The sequence below is a fragment of the Leptospira weilii serovar Ranarum str. ICFT genome (genome assembly GCF_000332415.1).
Taxonomy (GTDB): domain Bacteria; phylum Spirochaetota; class Leptospiria; order Leptospirales; family Leptospiraceae; genus Leptospira; species Leptospira weilii_A.
In genome coordinates this window covers 102501-120254 of record NZ_AOHC02000023.1, presented here as the reverse complement: position 1 = coordinate 120254, position 17754 = coordinate 102501, and the positions used below count along the sequence as shown (strand labels likewise).

16 protein-coding genes (1 of these 16 cut by a window edge) are annotated in these 17754 nt (G+C 42.7%); 7 read left to right on the top strand and 9 right to left on the bottom strand.

The features are described from left to right. Positions 1 to 72 precede the first annotated feature (72 nt). Positions 73 to 1464, bottom strand: a complete 1392-nt coding sequence (gene sph / locus LEP1GSC060_RS07475) for a sphingomyelin phosphodiesterase (RefSeq protein ID WP_080634528.1) — start codon at positions 1462 to 1464, stop codon at positions 73 to 75. Here sph and LEP1GSC060_RS20525 point away from each other — a divergent pair. Further along, positions 1463 to 1957 carry a pentapeptide repeat-containing protein gene (locus LEP1GSC060_RS20525; protein ID WP_080634527.1) on the top strand — a complete coding sequence of 165 codons (495 nt, stop codon included), beginning with the start codon at positions 1463 to 1465 and terminating at the stop codon, positions 1955 to 1957. The genes sph and LEP1GSC060_RS20525 overlap by 2 nt on opposite strands. A gap of 1075 nt (positions 1958 to 3032) precedes the next feature. Here LEP1GSC060_RS20525 and LEP1GSC060_RS07465 read toward each other — a convergent pair. The 7 genes from LEP1GSC060_RS07465 to LEP1GSC060_RS07440 all read right to left on the bottom strand — a co-directional run bounded on the left by LEP1GSC060_RS07465 (position 3033) and on the right by LEP1GSC060_RS07440 (position 8664). Continuing rightward, positions 3033 to 3728 (bottom strand): hypothetical protein, encoded by a 696-nt coding sequence (locus LEP1GSC060_RS07465; RefSeq protein WP_003000131.1) that lies wholly within the window; start codon positions 3726 to 3728, stop codon positions 3033 to 3035. Positions 3729 to 3733: 5 nt separating this feature from the next. After that, on the bottom strand, positions 3734 to 4198 hold the full coding sequence (locus LEP1GSC060_RS07460) for a MarR family winged helix-turn-helix transcriptional regulator (protein ID WP_002999973.1): 465 nt from the start codon (positions 4196 to 4198) through the stop codon (positions 3734 to 3736). A gap of 119 nt (positions 4199 to 4317) precedes the next feature. Then, on the bottom strand, positions 4318 to 4887 hold the full coding sequence (locus tag LEP1GSC060_RS07455) for a hypothetical protein (RefSeq protein ID WP_155119645.1): 570 nt from the start codon (positions 4885 to 4887) through the stop codon (positions 4318 to 4320). Between the two features lie 398 nt (positions 4888 to 5285). Beyond that, positions 5286 to 5441: a hypothetical protein gene (locus LEP1GSC060_RS19925; RefSeq protein WP_002999828.1), complete on the bottom strand. Its 156-nt coding sequence runs from the start codon at positions 5439 to 5441 to the stop codon at positions 5286 to 5288. A 132-nt stretch (positions 5442 to 5573) separates the two neighbouring features. Beyond that, entirely contained in the window at positions 5574 to 6236 is a 663-nt protein-coding gene (locus tag LEP1GSC060_RS07450; protein WP_051061413.1) for a response regulator, read from the bottom strand. Continuing rightward, positions 6233 to 7294 (bottom strand): sensor histidine kinase, encoded by a 1062-nt coding sequence (locus LEP1GSC060_RS07445; protein WP_003000058.1) that lies wholly within the window; start codon positions 7292 to 7294, stop codon positions 6233 to 6235. Before LEP1GSC060_RS07445 ends, LEP1GSC060_RS07450 begins: the two co-directional genes overlap by 4 nt. Before the next feature lie 83 nt (positions 7295 to 7377). Continuing rightward, on the bottom strand, positions 7378 to 8664 hold the full coding sequence (locus LEP1GSC060_RS07440) for an LruC domain-containing protein (RefSeq protein WP_002999804.1): 1287 nt from the start codon (positions 8662 to 8664) through the stop codon (positions 7378 to 7380). Positions 8665 to 8823: 159 nt separating this feature from the next. Between LEP1GSC060_RS07440 and coaE the strand changes: the two genes are divergently transcribed. From coaE to xrtN, 5 genes are all read left to right on the top strand, one after another. Beyond that, positions 8824 to 9447 (top strand): dephospho-CoA kinase, encoded by a 624-nt coding sequence (gene coaE / locus LEP1GSC060_RS07435; RefSeq protein ID WP_002999905.1) that lies wholly within the window; start codon positions 8824 to 8826, stop codon positions 9445 to 9447. Then, the gene (locus LEP1GSC060_RS07430; RefSeq protein ID WP_003000011.1) at positions 9444 to 10178 is read left to right on the top strand and encodes an SPOR domain-containing protein; all 735 of its coding nucleotides are present in this window, start codon (positions 9444 to 9446) and stop codon (positions 10176 to 10178) included. The genes coaE and LEP1GSC060_RS07430 overlap by 4 nt, the downstream gene beginning before the upstream one ends. 53 nt (positions 10179 to 10231) lie before the next feature. Further along, positions 10232 to 10879 (top strand): FFLEELY motif protein, encoded by a 648-nt coding sequence (locus tag LEP1GSC060_RS07425; protein WP_036095706.1) that lies wholly within the window; start codon positions 10232 to 10234, stop codon positions 10877 to 10879. 386 nt (positions 10880 to 11265) lie between these two features. Further along, positions 11266 to 13929 (top strand): XrtN system VIT domain-containing protein, encoded by a 2664-nt coding sequence (locus tag LEP1GSC060_RS07420; protein WP_002999859.1) that lies wholly within the window; start codon positions 11266 to 11268, stop codon positions 13927 to 13929. A gap of 22 nt (positions 13930 to 13951) precedes the next feature. Next, positions 13952 to 15505, top strand: coding sequence for an exosortase N (gene xrtN, locus LEP1GSC060_RS07415; protein ID WP_002999990.1), 1554 nt, complete (start codon positions 13952 to 13954; stop codon positions 15503 to 15505). A gap of 124 nt (positions 15506 to 15629) precedes the next feature. Here xrtN and LEP1GSC060_RS07410 read toward each other — a convergent pair whose 3' ends face one another. Further along, positions 15630 to 17111, bottom strand: a complete 1482-nt coding sequence (locus LEP1GSC060_RS07410) for an aldehyde dehydrogenase family protein (protein ID WP_003000014.1) — start codon at positions 17109 to 17111, stop codon at positions 15630 to 15632. A gap of 530 nt (positions 17112 to 17641) precedes the next feature. On the opposite strand from LEP1GSC060_RS07410, the gene LEP1GSC060_RS07400 reads away from it, so the two are divergent. Further along, positions 17642 to 17754, top strand: partial view of an HDOD domain-containing protein gene (locus LEP1GSC060_RS07400; protein WP_036095725.1) — the beginning only. Its footprint extends 1414 nt past the window's final position; only the first 113 of its 1527 coding nucleotides appear in the window; it begins with the start codon at positions 17642 to 17644; its stop codon lies off the right edge, out of view.

Below are 17754 nucleotides of genomic sequence, written 5' to 3'. Positions count from 1 at the left end.
ACACCTAGTAATAAAGAAAACAAAAATAAGAAGGAGGCGATTTTTTACGCCTCCTAATTGGATTCAGAAAATTTAACGATAAATTAGATCCCCACTCCAATCTCTTTCGGGAGAGGAATTCAATCGGAGATAAAAGATTTCTCTCGAAGTGACCGTTCTTTTCCAAAGAAACAGGTAATTGTTCCAACTCCCACTTCCCCAAACCGTGAGATAATAATACTTTGCCGAAGACGTATCATAATCTTGGAATACGATTCTACTTCCGTCTTGTAGACATCTTCCGTCCAAGTTAATGATTTCGATATTATTGGAACCGTTTTTGAACTCGGGATAATAACCATAGTTACCGCTTCCGCCGCCGTACCACCAATTCCAAAAATAATTTAAATAATACGAAGGTTCGATTCGAACGTGTCCGCTTTTCATGCAGGAGGGGTTTGAATCCGAATTGTTTTCCTGTAACAAATTAAATTTTGTTAAACCTGTTTCCGTCGCCGAATCCGCTTTCAACCATCCGTTCGATTTTTTAGAATCGACTTGAATTCTTTTCCCGGTGGCCGTGGACACGAAGGAAACTTGATCGTATTTTCTTTTATGTCCGGACTTTGTAGGAGTGGAGGAATCGGCGTAGGTAAAACCGTAAACGGGATAGTAATCGGATAATTCGAAGCTTGTATATCCGTCGGATCTTTTCCAAGTTTTTGTGGAAATCGGATCGTAAGCCAAATTTTGCCAAACGGGCGGTTGGGCGTGAGATTTTGAAACGAGTATATAATCCAAATAAGCCGGCGCCTCGGTCCGATATTTAAAAGCGGCCAATCCGTTTGTTTTTGTGTTCCATGTAAAAGGAACTCCCGCATATGTAGGTTCGTTTGTGTTCAATCTAATAAGCATATCAGAATATTCGCTACTACCTTTGATCACGTTTAAATTTCCGGCGATCAAAACGGTTTCGTTCTTCGGGATTCCTTTTGAGTCGATAAAATTTCTGATATCGTCGAATTGATTCGCTCTTACGGACTTTCCCGAATCGGCGCAGTCGGCGCCCGCCGTTTGAACTTGAGTACCTATAATATGAAATCTCTTTCCGTTTTTGTTGATTCTCACGTAAGCGAATCCTTTATGATAATACTGATCCTGACCGCATCCGGGTTGATTGAAGATGTATTGTATCCTTTCTTCGATGGGCCATTTACTTACGATGACAACTCCTCCGTCTGCATACGTAGAATCTCTGTAAATTCCGAAAGTCGCATCCCAACCATCTTTCGTTTTTCCGATGACATCGGTTTGATACGGATACTCAAAACGAATTTCGTCTAAGAGAATTTTTCTCGCTTCATTATCGGAAAGCCTTTCAAACACGATGACGTCTTGATTTTTTATATAGTTCGCACTCGCGATTCGTTCCGCCCTGTCGTTTTGTCCCCAATATTTCCAACCTGAAAGTGCGGCTGACATCATGGAGACGTTGTGGCTTAGAATTTTGATTTCTACATTTGTGGATTCTCCACCAACAGGCGCGGGTCTTGCGGAGTCAAAACTCGATGATTCTAAACTAACAGAGGCGGGTCTTGCGGAGCCAAAACTCGATGATTCTAAACTTGCAGAGGCGGGGCTTGCGGAGTCAAAACTCGATGATTCTAAACTAACAGAGGCGGGTCTTGCGGAGTCAAAACTCGATGATTCTAAACTAACAGAGGCGGATCTTGCGGAGTCAAAACTCGATGATTCTAAACTAACAGAGGCGGATCTTGCGGAGTCAAAACTCGATGATTCTGAACTTGCAGAAGCGGATCTTGCGGAGTCAAAACTCGATGATTCTGAACTTGCAGAGGCGGATTTTGTAGACTCCGAACTTGAATCTGCAGAATTAGAGTTCGGAGAGTCAACATTTTCGTTATTTACGTTTTTGTTATCCGAAGTGGCAATCAAAAATATAAGTAAATTATTATAGTTTTGTTTATCGGGTAAACAACGTAAAAGAAGAAATGAAAACAAACAATAACTCACAAGAAGTATCTGTTTTTTAAATCTCTTCGGTTCTTTTCTAATTTCTTTTCGCAAAACATTTCGCCTTATCTTCATGTTAATATATCTCCGTTCTTTTTATGCGGTTATTATACTATGAATCATATAAAAAAATGGAAAATTCCAAAAAATATCATCTCTGTATATAATGCTTGAGTAATATATAATGTCCCTTGAGGTATGGATGCGTTTAGAAGGAAATGAAACTCCTTTCTACTTGTAGAAGTCGAATTTGTTGCAAGGGATAAGGCGAAAAATAAGATATTTGATTAAAAAAATAATTTTCGAGTAAAAGTGTATATTTAAAATATAAAACATTAAGAATGTAATTCAAGTTGTCGTTCCTGAGAGTGGCGTAAAAGTAATATATGGAATCCGTCGGTATCGGATGCCCGGGCGGCCATTGGATATAAGGCCGATAAAAGGGAAACGAAGACCGCCGTCGTTAAGTAAAATTTAGGAATCGAGAAGTTTTGACCTGAATCTTTTTTAGAAAGGTTCAGTCTCATAGAAATCAAAAAGAAAGCCGAATGGAATCGGAATTAATAAAAGTAAATGTATTAATAAAAGTAATATTAATAAAAATGAATGTGTGGATGAAGCCAATATCTCTCTGAAAATTCATATGAGTTTGTCCGCCAACCGTCCGATTTTATCGGAATGGCCGCAAATCTCTGCGATTGTTTTGAGTTTTGGGACAGGCTCTATGTAAATCAAAAACTCCGAATTTACGGTTTGTAAAGTCATTATGGGTAAGCAGGCAGACAAGGAGGGCGGGGGCGGATCGGAATCGTTATATTTGTCGAATAAGTTCCGCAACAACCGAACCGGATCAAAATACATCCGGTCAAAACGAGTGAATGCGAAACTGCGTTTGTAAATTCCGGTTGTTTTATATAAAAAGAACATTAAGAGGATTTAATGTTCTTTCGTAATGTGTCTCTACCCTCCATCGATTTCTTCCATCGAAGGAGGGTGGCGTCGTAATCCGATAGCAATTCTCAATTACTTTTTAATTTTTCGGTTATGATCTTTCCCCAGGGTTTTGCGATTTTACTTTCACGGATCAAACGATAGATCGCGTAACTTCCGGGAATCATCGGTAATATGGCGGTCCACATCCCGGAAAAATAATAATGTCCCGTGGTTCCGTAATAGTAATTCGGCATGTTGGTTATTAGTGTTCCTTTGACGAGCATATCGATACTTGCGATATTTTCAGGCTGAATCGCAGGAGCGATCAATGGAAAAATGAAATGTGTGAATTCCGCAAAACCGGGACCGATAAAAATAAACCACGCGATGAAGCCGGCAATTCTGACTTTGTAAAATAATCCCAGAGTTGTTAAAGTGTAGAAGATCGGTCCGATAAAAACAAAAACCATGAGAAAACTCTTTTCAGACCAAGGAATGTCGAACAAACGGCTCATCGCAGGACCGAAACCGGTAAAGTATTCTTCCACCAAATGAATTTGCAGACCTGCGACGGTTAGGATGAATAAGGGCAGTATTACCTTTGGTTCAATCGGATTCCAAAGATACGTGCGATACCATAAGATGAATCCGATAGTTCCCGAACCGCCTATGATAATGACCGGAGGCCATCCGATATTACGATACCCCATAACGCAGGCAAAGATAAGAAACACAAGCGCGACTAACGCGTTTATAAACGCGATTCTTTTTTGATCATTCATTGTTTTCACTCCTTCAATTCTTGAAAGACTCCTTGGTTCGATAGATTCAATTCGATTTGTTTCAATGTCTCAATGGTTACCAGCAAGTGTTCGGGGGATATTTTCTCAGTCGCAGCTTCCAGCAATTCTTGAGCGATAGGAATGAGTTGATTCTTCAATTTTTTTCCTTTCGTCGAAAGTTGAACATGATTCACTCGGCGGTCTTCGTTCGAAGATTTTCTTCGTATCAGACCGTCCTTTTCCATTTTACTTAAGAAACGAGTAACAGTGGTCTTATCTTTGATCGTCTTTTGTGAAATTTCGTTTTGTGTCAGGCCGTCCGTTTCCCAAAGTCGATTCAATATGATCCATTCTTCCGGAGTAATGGAATATCCTCTTTTATTAAAACGACGTCGTAATTCCTGTTTGATCACGATTCCACAACGATTGATCCGATAGCCCAATGTGTTTTCGATTTGAAACTCGCCCATATAGTTGTAATATACAACTAGTTGAAAACAAAGTCAATGCATTTTTATGGGAAGAATCGTACGATTCGGCAAGTTTTACTCACCAGTGTCGAGACGTTGAAACTAAAAAAGAAGATTGATTAGAAGTTTGCCCAGAGCCAAGGAAAGGATCTCCAGACCAGCCAAACGAAAAACAATAGATGGAAGGAATAATTGGAAATTAAAGATCGATTCTTCCGATTGAAAATATAAAGAAATAGTAATATTCCCCACACTACAACGTTGGAGATCAGAATAAAAATCAGATACGGAAGGCCGCGATACTGAATTCCGGATTTCCAGGCGATGATCAGGTAAAAGCACGATAAAAGGAATACGATAATCGGTAAAAACAAAGAACGTTTTGGAATCAAGAAAGAGAGATTGCCTTTTTGGAAAATAGGTTTGATCGAAATCAAAAAGAAAAGCGAGTATGACAAGGGAACCAATATTACGAGAAAAATATCGTATCCCTGCAATAGGTCCCAAGGTTCGTTGATGTCCTTGTCATAGATCCAAGCGGTTCTGTAGAGCGTTAAAATGAATATGGGTAAAAAAACGGGCAACGAGAACGGAGGATCAACGTCGATTGCGTTTGTGGTGTAGGTTGCGTAACAACCGACCCAGATCAAAATGCATCCGACAATTGCGAGTAGGGTTCGATGGATCATGAGAGGTTTATTCTTCTTTGGAAGGAAATGAATCATTAATTAGTATATCTTGATGTTTTAATGTATTAAGGCTTTTGGCGAATTTGGGATTTGAGCGAAAGGTTGTTTCTTTATCGAAAAACTAGGACAAATGACACTCGGACGTAAACATCATTTTGAAGAAGGGAGCGTTAGCCGCTTATCGAAGCACGAAATTTGGATTCTCGCAAGCAGATTTTTAGCCGAACAATTTGTCGTAACAACTAAATCGGATCGAGAAATGTAGGATCTACTTTTTTAGGGGACTTTGCAGTTGACTTCAAAAACTTTTAAGAAGTTTGGAGGAGTTCCTATTTTTTTCGAGTAGAAAACGGGGGAGTTCCCGCAAAATGAAGAGATTCAAACCCAAATAGGAGTTCCTACAAAACAAAAATCAATCTAAAAGCCTGTCCCAAAACCTGAAATGTGGGAACTCCCGCAAAAGATAATATTTCCGAGAAAAGAACCGGTTTGTGATATGCAGCCACGATCGGCTCGATCTCTTTTTGTTCCTCATTCTCAAATTGAGAAAGCAAGTCCCACTCCTTGGGATCCAATTTTTTTAAAATCGAATCCGGAATGTTAATTAAAAAAGAATGATATTCTAATGTGTTTGGGCGTTTCGTTTTCGAAAAAGAAACCTTGGGGCTGCCGGTTTTCGTTTCGAATCACGACTCGATCAGGCCCGCGCGGATTGCATACATGACCAAGTCCGCAACCTTATGAAGATCCAGTTTTTTCATGATATTGGCGCGGTGAACTTTCACGGTGGCCGGAGAAATTCTTAGAATATTACCGATGGATTCGTTGGAATTCCCTTCGGCGACGAGTTTTAAAATCTCTCTTTCTCGATCCGAAAGAACCGAAAACGCTTTTTTGGCGTCCTGGTTATCCTCGCCCGGTTTTCCGGAACCCACAAAACCGGACAAAAAATGAGCCGTAATTCCGGGGCTTAAATACGTCTCTCCTTTATGAACCGCCTCGATAGCGCGGAGAAGATCGTTACCGGCGTCGTCTTTCAAAACGTAACCGTTGATACCGAGTTCCAATAATTTTTGAACGTATTCTTTGTTGTCGTGACGGGAAAGGATGATGGTTCGAATATTCGGATAATGTTTTCGTAAATTTTTTACGAGATCGATTCCGCTTAACCCGGGCATGGAAATATCCGTGATAACGAGGTCGGGATTCAATTTACCGATTTGCTCCAGAGCTTTTTCGGCGTCTCCGGATTCGCCGCAGATTTCAAATCCGGGTTGTCCGGAGAGGATCATCTTCAACCCTTCTCGTAGGATGGCGTGATCATCGACTAAAAATATTTTTGTGTTCATGTTTTTTTGACGGACGTGTTTTTGTTTTTTTCTAAGGGAATTCGGATGATAAACTTGGCTCCTTTCCCGGCTGAAGAATCAATCTTAAATTTACCGTTTAAATCTTCCACTCTTCTTCGGATATTTTCAAGTCCAAAACCCGAAGACCTGGCCCTTACTTTTTTTTCCTGGAAACCGATTCCGTCGTCCTTTGCGTCCAGCAACAACTGCCTCCCTTTGACATGAACCTTGAGATGAATTTTTTTCGCTTGGGAATGTTTGATCGTATTCTGAAAGATTTCCTGAACGATTCTAAAAACCTGATTGGCTACGGCGGGTTGCAGATCCGATTTTAGGTTGAGGTCCAAATCGGTCTCCACGTCCATCGACGGAAACAAATCCGAACTCAAAGCGCGGATCGCCGCTTCCAAACCGATTTCCCGCAGAGTGGAAGGATGTAAGTTCGTATAAATATCTCTCAGTTCCTGACTTGCCTTATCGATCAAAAGAAGTCCCGTATCGAACTGAGCTTCGTAGGTTTTCGGATTTCGATTGTATGCTTGGAAGTTGAGTTTGGCCGCGAGAATGGTTTGGCCGACCCCGTCGTGTAATTCTCCGGAAAGCCGAATTCTCTCTTCTTCCTGAGATTGTAAAAGTTTACTGTGAAGGCTGGCAATTTTTCTTTCCAACCTTTTGTTTTCCGTGATGTTTTTGAGAATGATTCCGATACTTTCCCCGAAACGAAAGACGGAATAACCGTAATAAATCTTTTGTTTTTTGAACTCTTGGTTCTGAACCTTTCCCCATTTGGAAAGATGAATGTTCGAATCCATTTCCTCTTGATCCACAGGATTCAGATCGAAGATCCGAAACAGATTCTTACCGACCAAATTGCGGGAACTCCCCGCGAATTCCTTCCGAAACGATTCGTTCGCAAAAAGAATCGTTTTCGTGTCGTCGATCGCGACGATAGGAGAAATTTCCTTGAGAAGGTTGAGAAAAAATTTAGGCGAAAGACCCGACTTTAAACTTATCGAAGTGGAAGAACGTTTTCGATTTTCAGGTTTTAAATCCCGCATAAAAGGTTAAAACACTTTCGTTTGACCTCGAAGAAAGAAAAGAAAAAAAGAAGTCCCGGGAAGAAAATCCCGGGAAAATGAGTTTAGTTCGTTGCCGGAAATACTTCCGAAAGGACCGGAGTCAGATACCAGTTATGGTTCGTATTTCCAAGGGATTCGTACCAGGGTTTGAAAGAAGGATACGATTTGCGAATATCCGTACTTTCGTAAGGCCAGAGGAAATTTCCGGGAACCAACAATGCCCAAGGAAATCCGGTGGAATCCAGATACATATCCTTACCGCTCGCGTCGAAGTATCTTTTGGGAAAGTGAATTTCCTTACTCGTATTGATCACTTTTACAAAAGTATCGTACGGAGCGGGACCTATGGTCACACGATTGATCGCATTCTGCAAGATGACTTCCAAACTCGCGGACTTTCCCTTTCTGAAAGTAGTGTTGGATCTAGAAGTGTTCGAAGATGGAATCGTTGTGTTGGATCTAGGAAGAATTTCCAGAGAAGAAATCGAGGAATTGCCCCCGCTCGCGTTGGACTCAACCGTAGTACCGTCGTATCCGTATCGAGTCAAGGAATAGGAGGATGCGATGATTTGCGGAATCGTAAGATGAAGCGTGTGATTGTATCCGGCCCCTTTGGCGACGTGAAGAAAGTTTGCGCGCACCCTCGCCACTTCGCCCTTTGCGTTCCAATCTTCCTCGAACACGACCCTCACGTTGTAGTCGTTAAAGTCCGCGTCTCCTTGATTCGGATATAAGTCTTCGAAAGAAATCGTATAATATCCTTCGGTCGGATAACGAAACGTAGACGCTCGAGTCGGATCGTTGGGATACGTGTCGTCGCGATCCACGATTCCGTCCTTGTCCGTATCCGGAAGAATTACGTTATTTCCCTTGATCACGATTGTGATTCTTCTGGAAATGCTGTAAGCATTGATGATTTGTATTTCGGCTTCGTAAAGTTGGCCGAAGGCTTCCACTTTGAGCAGAACCTTATGAGTCGCCTCGTCGATCGTAAAACTTCCTTTTACTTCTCCGTTCGGCGAAGTCACCGCCCTGAAGATCGACTTTTGAGCCGTATTATCTATATTATAAACTTGTACTAAACTTCCGGAGATCGGGGACTCGGGACTGAGCACCTGTATGTTTACGTTTACCGTTTTTGTCGTGTCGAAAACGAAATCCACGGGAGCGGTTTCGTCGTTGATGACGATGCTAAAAGGTTGTTCTCCATCCGGCGCGGCAGGCGGGTTCGGTTGTGTGGCGTTTAAAAGCCAGAGCAGATTGGGGTCCTGCGAGTTCGTGCAGGCGTTAACTCCGAAAAGTAGAAACCCTACTACAACCGCACTCGCTAATGTTCGATAACTTCTCATTGTCTCCTCCGGCACATGCCATAACGGATACAATTGTCTCACGGATGAATACGATGAACAATACGCCCAAAGACATATTTTGTTAAGCGAACAGGTATAAAACGAGAAGGAAGTTTCTTTTTTGCTTGTACTTTTGTTCGGGCGCTCTATCCTCAACCCATGCAGAGTACCGACTCCGGTAAAAAGACCTTTTTGGTTGGAATCACCGGAATGATCGGAGGCGGCAAAAGCACCGCCGCTAAAATTTTGGAAGAGTTGGGAGGTTTCGGGATCAGCGCGGACCGTTTAGCGAAACGTTATACGGAACCGGACTCGCCCATTCTCCCGGAACTGGTGGAACTTTTAGGAAAGGAAATTTTAGATTCCCAAAATAAACCGGATCGGAAAAAAATTTCCGAGATCGTTTTTAAAAACCCCGAAAAACTCGCGGGACTCAATCGACTGATTCATCCCAGGGTTAGAAATGATTTTCAAAAAATTTTGGAAACGACTGCGAGGGGGAAAATGGTGATTTGGGAAGTTCCCCTGTTGTTCGAGACCGACGCCTACACACTTTGCGACGCGACCGTAACCGTGGATTCCGATCCGGAAGAATCGATTTTAAGGACGATTTCGAGGGACGGGATTAAAAAAGAAGACGTCTTGGCGAGAATCAAAAACCAACTTCCTCTTACGGAAAAGTTAAAAAGAGCCGATTATATCGTTAGAAACAGAGGGGACTTGGAATCTCTCAGAGAAGAATGTAAAAACCTCTACTCCACTTTATTGGGAAAAATGTTATGAAAGAAAAAATTTTTTATGTGATCAATTTGGATAATAAGAGAATTCTAATTCTCTCCATGTTCTTAATCGGACTGCTTTGCTCTTTCTTTTTCTTGGGGGTTTCGGTCGGTAAAAAGAGCGCGGGCGGTTCCGGCGAAGAATCGTTAACGTTAAACGAAATCAAAAATCAGGAAGTTCAAGGTTCCATCCCTTTTTCGGAGCCGGGCCAAATTCTCTCCGAGCGCAATAACACGATCGAGTCCGCGTCAATACCCGCCGCGAGCGTAAATTCCCCCTCGAACGGCAACTCCCGGGAATCCGTGACTTTTAAAAACATTCCACCCGCTACGGAAGTTGTGGAATTTAAAAAATCGGGAGCAAGTGCGACTAACGTTGAAAAGGAAAATAAAACTGCGCCTGAAACTCTTTCGGTAAAGGAACCGGACAATTCCGAAAATTCCAAGAAATCGAAACGAAACGAAGAAAAAAAATCAAAACGAACTTCTTCATTCGACGAAAAATCGGCCGTATATTCGCTTCAAGTAGCGGCGTTTAAGGAAAAAGAAAAGGCCGACGAATTGGCAAAATCAATTTCCGGTACGGCGAAAAAGTTAAAAGCAAACGTCAAAAGATCCAGAAACGGATATTATACGGTACGATTCGGAGCCGATTCGTCCAGAAAAGGGGCGGAAGGTCTTACAAAGTTTTTGCCCGCGAAATTTAGATCCGGAGTCATCGTAGTCAAGGATTGATTTTTATATTGACCTAAGGTGCGTAGCCTACGAAATCTGTTTCTGAATTAAGAATGGATCAACATGTGTTAGAGCTAACCCGTAAAGCGGTTGTTCGCGCGACTATCGAGAGGCTTCGCACAACTTATTCGGATCTTCTTGTCATCAAAGGATACAACGGCATCCCGGATTTTTTCGAGTTCAATTTATATTCTCCTTCGAACAAGGAAGAAAGAGATAACGCCTTAGAAAGTCTGTATGATAAGTTGAAAACGGTCGCGGGTAAATCCATGACCGAAAACATCCATCAGATCATCCTCCTAAATCGTCTAACGGACTCTTTGGATTACGACACGGCCAAGGTCGTGATTGATAATAATCTTATGGAAGACGGTATAATCTCCAGAGACAATCTTTACGCCGCAATGGGCGAAGCGAATCGTTTCAACGAAAGAAAAACTCAGATTCAAATGGTCTGTAATACTCTTAAATTCTTTTTTTCGCTTTCCAAACTTCCTATGATCAAACTCGTAATGGCTCCGATCAAGGTCGCCGCTTCCATGGTGGGCGCTACTTCTCTGGTGGAAACGATGGAAGCGGGTTACGAGTTGTCCAGTAAGATCAAGGATCTGAATCCTTTCATCGACGCGTTTTTAGACAGAGAGATCCGCCTCATCGCAAAATTGGAAACGGGCCACCCGGTCGGCGAACTTACCAGCTAACAAATGTTTCCCGTTCGGGATATCGATCGTAATTTTAAGTTGATATTTTCCTACTCAAGAACCACCTAAAGCAGTGTTCAGCCTTTAAAGCGGGAATTCGTTTCGAAATTTATGATACTCTATTATGTAGGGATCGGTAATTTGAAAAAATTTTAATATTCTTAAATTATAATATTTTGGAGTCGGACGTTTTTTGCATTCGATCTTTTTTGCGCCGCTTCGAAAAACAAAAACCCGATCTCGTTTGTTAAAACAAAAAGTATTTCATACGCACGGACAAAATATCCGGTCAAACGCCCGAGTGTTTTAGAATGAGCGCCCAAGAGGGCGACTGGTTCTAAAAATTTTGATAGATTTTTTAGCGGAATGGGAAATAAGGATCCACCATGACCCTACAAACTAAAATTCAAGAATACTTTCAACGCAGAGTTAAAATTTTTACATTCGAGAAACCCGCGTGGGTTTGGATGTTGTCCGCGATCGGCGCAATCATTTTACTTGCGGCGGTCGTTTATGAAATTTTTACATATGGTTATCATCTCAGAAGAGGCGATGACGAGCTTCTATTTTTCTTCTTCTTTGGATTTGTTGGGCTCATATTTTTTGTATTGTTTTCCGTTCTCTTGTATGTTTTCTTTCCAAATTACAAACAGTTTTTGATTTTTACTCTGATCGTCTCCGCGATTTGTTTTGCAACAAATTCGTATGTTCTCAATCACGAGATATTTCCTCCTTTTACGGAAAGAACGGTCTGGGCGCTTTGGATTTCATTCTCAATCCTTGCCGCTTCACTTTTTATGGATCGATTGCCGCAAGTCGCGTTACTCTTCTTTCAACCGATTTTGATTTTAGGAATTTTTGTTTCGTTTTCTTTCGCACTCGTTTTAGCGCCTATTATGATTTTTGGTTGGGCTCTAATTTGGATGGGCGGTCTCGGGTTTCTTCCTTACGGTCCTTTGTTCGCGATCACTGCGTTTATAAGAGCGATTCATAAAATTCATTTTTCCCTGGATGAAAATAAAAAGAAAGTGTCGTGGAGTTTGATCCTGGCCGCCTCGATTTTGCTCGTCGGTTATTCCACTGATTACTTCATTCAATGGAATCACGCGGAACGAATTCTTACCAAGCCCGAAGCGATCCAAGGAAACAATCGGATCGACGGGGATCTACCGGAATGGGTTCAAAAAGCGTCTCGTTTGAAAGTCAATCACGTGACCGAGATGGTTCTGCAACCCGATCGAAGATCTCAGATAAGTTTGTTTGCGGCTCAGAGTCAGTTTGATCCGCTCGCTTATTTTGCCTCAAAAGGATTTCTTACTTTCTCCTCGCTCTTTCGTTCGGAGCCGGAATCTCGCATTACAGGAGAGGACGCAGGAAAGATGTTGCACCTTCTATTCGGAAAATCGCATGCGTATCTCGATCGATTGTGGAGAGGAAATTCACTCATTACAACGGATATCGATTCTCACGTTCAAATCCATCCGGAACTTCGCGTATCTTATACGGAAACGACGCTCTCCATCTATAATGAAAATTCTTCTTCGCATTCGTTGATCGGCGTAGGTCGTTGGACTTCTTCTCCGGAAGAAGCGATTTATACGATCACCGTTCCACCGGGAAGCATCTGTACAAAACTTTCTCTTTGGATCGACGGAGAGGAAAGGCCGGCAAGATTAACGTTTCGTTCAACGGCGCGTAACGCGTACGAACAAATCGTCGGAAGGGAAAGGCGCGATCCGTCGTATGTCGAATGGCTGGACGGAAATCGTTTGCGTCTTCGTGTTTTTCCCGTAACTCCCGAAAATTATAGGATGGTAAGAATCGGAATCGTTTCTCCTCTCAAAGCGGACAACGATACGATACAAGGGACGGAAACGTTGAGTTACGAAAGAATTCGTATCGAAGGCCCGATTGCCGATTTTGCCGATCAAAACGTAAACGTGGATTTGTTTTCCAAAGCTCCGATGGAACTTTCCACTTCGGGAATTTCTCTCAAAGAAAAAGTGGTTTCCGATTCTCAAGTGCGTCAGTGGACCGGAAGCGTAGGATTTAAAGGTTGGTCTTTTTCTTTTCCAGCGACTCCGCCCGGAGGAACGATTGCAGCCGCGGGTGTGACATACAACGTGCTTCCCGAAAGAAAGGAAGTCGTCGAATTTCAACCCGATACGATCGTGGTCGCACTCAATACTTCTCTTTCTCGTTCGGAGTGGAAGAATGTAGTAAAGAAAATGTACGGGTTTGGAATTCCGGTTACGATCCTTACCAACGAATGGTTTCGCACAAAAGACGTCGAAAAAGCGATTCGTTACCTGGACGAATGTGAAATTCCTGCCTTCAATTTATTTCCGCTTCATTTCAATGAAACGTTTTCAACGACCGAAGTATTAGGAGGGAAAACGCCTCTCTGGATCGTTGCGGGAGAAAATCAATCGATACCGTTAGGCGAACTGCGCGGTTCCGATCGTTTCTACAAAATGCAAATCTCCGCGGCAGAACGAAAGGAACCCGTAAAAATCGCGATCGTAAACGGCAAACGATCCGAATACGTTGCAAGTCTCATCGATCTAAACCAAGTCGTATCCGTTGCGGAAAATGAAGACGAACTTTATACGATCCTCAAAAACAAACGAATTCGATTGCCGTTTGAAAAAGAAGACGTCATTTCTCTCCCGTATGCGAAGTTGACTCTTGAAAAATCCAATCAAACGAGTGTTAGGCGACCGGGATCCGATCTGCTCGTTCGAATGTTGATTCAAAGAAAAATAATGCGACAACTTGGAAAACGATTCTTGGATCGGGATCTGGAAAACGGCGATTTGGTAGACTTAGCGCGAGACGCGATGGTTGTTTCACCCGTTTCCACATTGATCGTGCTCGAAACCGAAAACGATTACAAACGATTCGGAATCAAAGCAGGCGCATCCGCGCTCGGCCAAAGTAAACTGGAAGCTCCGGGCGCGGTTCCCGAACCCGGCGAATGGTTGTTGTTTGTTTGTATCGTTTTCGGTTTGGTCGTTTACTTTAAAATGCGAAAGCGGTTCGCCTCATAACAATTCGTCTAACACCGATTTTATGAAGCCGTCCGATCAATCGATTTTTTTAGTCGGGATTTTGGTTTTAGTTTGTGTGGTTCCGATGTTGCATGTCGGACAAAACTTACTCAGCCTTCGTTCCGTCTTTGAGTTGTATCCGATTTTGTTTCTACCTCTTTTGATTCGTTTCGAGGGTAATCGTGAAAATTCCAACCGGAACCCGTTTTACAAAAAAACACAAGACGTAGAAAATATTAGAAAACTTGAAAGTGTGACCCAAGGTTCCGAGATTTCGGAATCTTCTATAACCAAAAGATCGGATTTGGGGACAAACATTCGAAAAAAAAATTGGCTGTTGTTACCCGGAATCATCTTTGTGATCTCCGGCATTTTCTTTCAAAGACTCAGTCTCGTATGGATCGGTTCCTTTTGGAATGCACTCGCCGTATTGCATATAAGCGGAATCACATTGACTTGGCCGGCTCCGTTTATAATCTTTACGATTCCGCCGGTTACCGGATTCGGTTCTCTCTTTCTTGGATACAAACTTCGTTTGATCGTCACCGAGATGAGCGTACAAATCATTCGTATTGCGGATGCGAGCGCGTATGCGATCGGAAACCAAATTTTCTTTCAGGGAAAATGGTTTGTCGTAGATCGAGTTTGTGAAGGAATGAAGATGGGACTGGCTTCGACTCTCATCGCGGCGGCGTTTATATCTCGCTCCAATCGAACCGGAGCGATTCTTATAGGTTGTTTCGTTTTTCCGTTTTGGTTTTTTTCCAACTTTTTCAGAGTTTGTGTTTTGGTTCTCTTTCAAATACCCGCCGGCTCTTGGAGGCACGAGTTTATCGGAATCATACTTTTTATTTGTGGAATCGTCGTACCGCTGGCGTTCATCTCTTTGTTGTTCCCCAAATCGAAACAAAACGAATTCAATTTTTCGAATTTAGTTTTGCGATCTCCTCCGAAAATTCTGTGGTTGATTCTTCCTTTATCAACGGCGATTTCGTTAGCGCCTATAAATCGTTTTATCACGGCAAAGTCTTATACCTGGCCTTCTAAGATCGAAACGTTTCATCTCGACGTAAATTCAACGTTAAGCGATCACAGAATCGCCGTTTATCGTTCCAGGGAGAATTATCTCATTTTAAAAAGAGATTTGTTCGCGATCGGAACGGGACACGATCCTCGAATTTGTTTTGAAGCGGTCGGTTTTTCTTTTACGGAACAAGGAGAGTGGGACGGAGTAAAAACGGCGGAACTGAAAAGTCCGTCGGGAGAAAAACCGATTCTTCTTTGGTGGTATTCGATTACCGAAAATTCAAAGTTAGGCGAAACTTCACTTGCTCATTTAACCGACTTTGCTCCGCGGCGAGCGGCTTCCGATTTGGAATGGCGTTGGAAACGTTTACTCGGCGCCGATGTGATCCAGTGGAACTTGTACGGACCGAACGAAAAGGAACTACGAGAAATTGCGGAAAGGATTTCGAAGGAGCCGTTCGACGGTGAAAAAGATCCGACCAACGCGGGAACAACAACTTCTAAAAATCGAAAGTTCTCCTACGAAATACAAATCGACCCTACCGAATAAAAAAATCCTTTGGAGTCGCCCGACAACTCCAAAGGATTTCAAGAAATCGTAATGTTTTAAAACGAAATCGGCTTCGTTTCGAAAAAACGAACCCGATAGTCCTACGTACTTTACGACTTCAAACTCAAACGAGGAACTTTTTCGTTAAAGAAACGAGACGTTTCACAAAATTCGTGTAAGGCGGATACATCAGATCGATCGAACTCAAAAGCGCCTGACGAAGAACGGAACGTTCGTGAGAAAACGCTTTGAATCCGAAAAAACCGTGATAACTACCGTGACCGGAATGATTGACTCCGCCGAAAGGAAGATTCGGATTCGCGAGGTGAAGAATCACGTCGTTGACCGCAACTCCGCCGGAAGAAGTTTCCTTCAGAATCTTTTTGATTGCACGTTCCTTTTTACCGAAGACGTAAAGCGCGAGAGGTTTCGGTTTGGAATTGATCCTTGCGATCGCCTCGTCCAAGTTCGTATAAGGAATCATAGGAAGAACCGGACCGAAGATTTCATCTTCCATAATATTCGAATTTTCAGGTACGTTGCTTAAAAGGGTGGGTTCGATATAATTTTGGGAAGCGTCCGTGTCTCCTCCCATTTCTATCTTAGCCCCTTTTTCAACGGCTTCGTGGATATAACCGGAAACTCTGCTGAAGTTTTTGTCGTTTACGATTCTACAGAAATCCGGATTTTCCTTGAGGGGTTTCGATCCGTAAAATTCCTTAACGACCGCTTTGGCCTCTTTCACAAAAGGTTGGATGAGATCCTTGGGGATGAGCAGATAATCGGGAGCGACGCAGGTTTGACCGGCGTTTAACACTTTTCCCCAAACGAGTTTTTTAGCGGCCTTTTTGATATCCGCGCTTTTATCTAGGATCGCGGGGGATTTACCGCCTAACTCCAAAGTGACGGAAGTCAGATGTTTGGCCGCCGCGGTCATCACGATCTTTCCGACGTGAGTGCTTCCCGTAAAAAAGATATGATCCAAAGGAAGTTCCATGAGAGCGCCCGAGACTTGATAGTCTCCTTCAAAGACGGCCACTTCCTCTTTCGGAAACACTTCGGTTAATATTTTTTGAATCAGATTGGAAGTAACCGGAGTGAACTCGGAAGGTTTGATGAGAACCGTGTTTCCCGCGGCGATCGCCGCCGCAAGAGGAGCGAATGTAAGATAAAAAGGATAGTTCCAAGGACCGATAATCAAAACGACCCCGCGAGGTTCGTAGAGAATTTGGCTTTTGGAGCCGAAGAGGGTCAGGGGAGTTTTGACGTCCACGGGTTTCATCCATCTACGAACGTGTTTGATCGCGTCGTTGATTTCCGAAATGGAAGGCATAATTTCGGTGATGTCCACTTCTCTTTCGTTCTTACGAAAATCGGCGTTCACCGCTTTTTCGATTTCGGGAGAGTATTTAAAAATCGCATCTCTCAGTTTTTTCAAACGTTGGATCCGCTGACTCGCCGTGGTAAGTTTCATTACTTTATGGAAATGTAGTTTTTGGAGATTAAAAACGCGTTCTATCTCCGTCTTGTTCACGGAAGGAAGGGTTGCAGTTGTTATTGGGTTAGAATTCGGTAATTTTACCGGAGATTCCTGTAAAGTTGGCATCGGAATTAGCTCCTCATCTCGTTCGGGAATTTGTTTTCGGGAAAGGCCCGATCAGTCGGGCGGCCTCATTCTATCAGCGTGGAATCCGAAAGCAATTCTTTTTATGAGCGTAAGTTTGGCGTAAGAAGCGGGGCGAATCCGGCCTTGGCGCGCCGATCTAAGAATAATCCGCTTGAGTTTCGGCCGGACCGCGCTTTCTGCTCTGATCAACAAATTGAAAGGTCTTCCGAAAAGCAAAATTTCGCGGTCATTCAATTTGTTGATCTCGCTTCAATCGCTTTCGCATTTTTTTATATGGATCTCATGGTAACTCCTAAAATCCAACGCCAATCTCCGCTTGCTGACATCTAACGTGCAAAGGGCCTTGTCGGATTTTGGAGTCCGCTTTAAAGAAAAAACGGGATTAGAAATTTTTTTTCAAGGATTCTCTACAAAGGATTTCAGATAACTTGGCAAGGAAATTTTTTTCCGAGATTTTCCATATCAGATCACTTGACAGCAAAAGAAAGAAATCGGAAGAATTAAAGAATATGAGTCAAAGTAAAACGTTGGAGCTCCACCATCATAGAGACATAGGTCTTTATAGCAATCTTACGGATTTGAATCATCCCGTGCTCGAAAATTCTCCCGTTCACTATCGGTT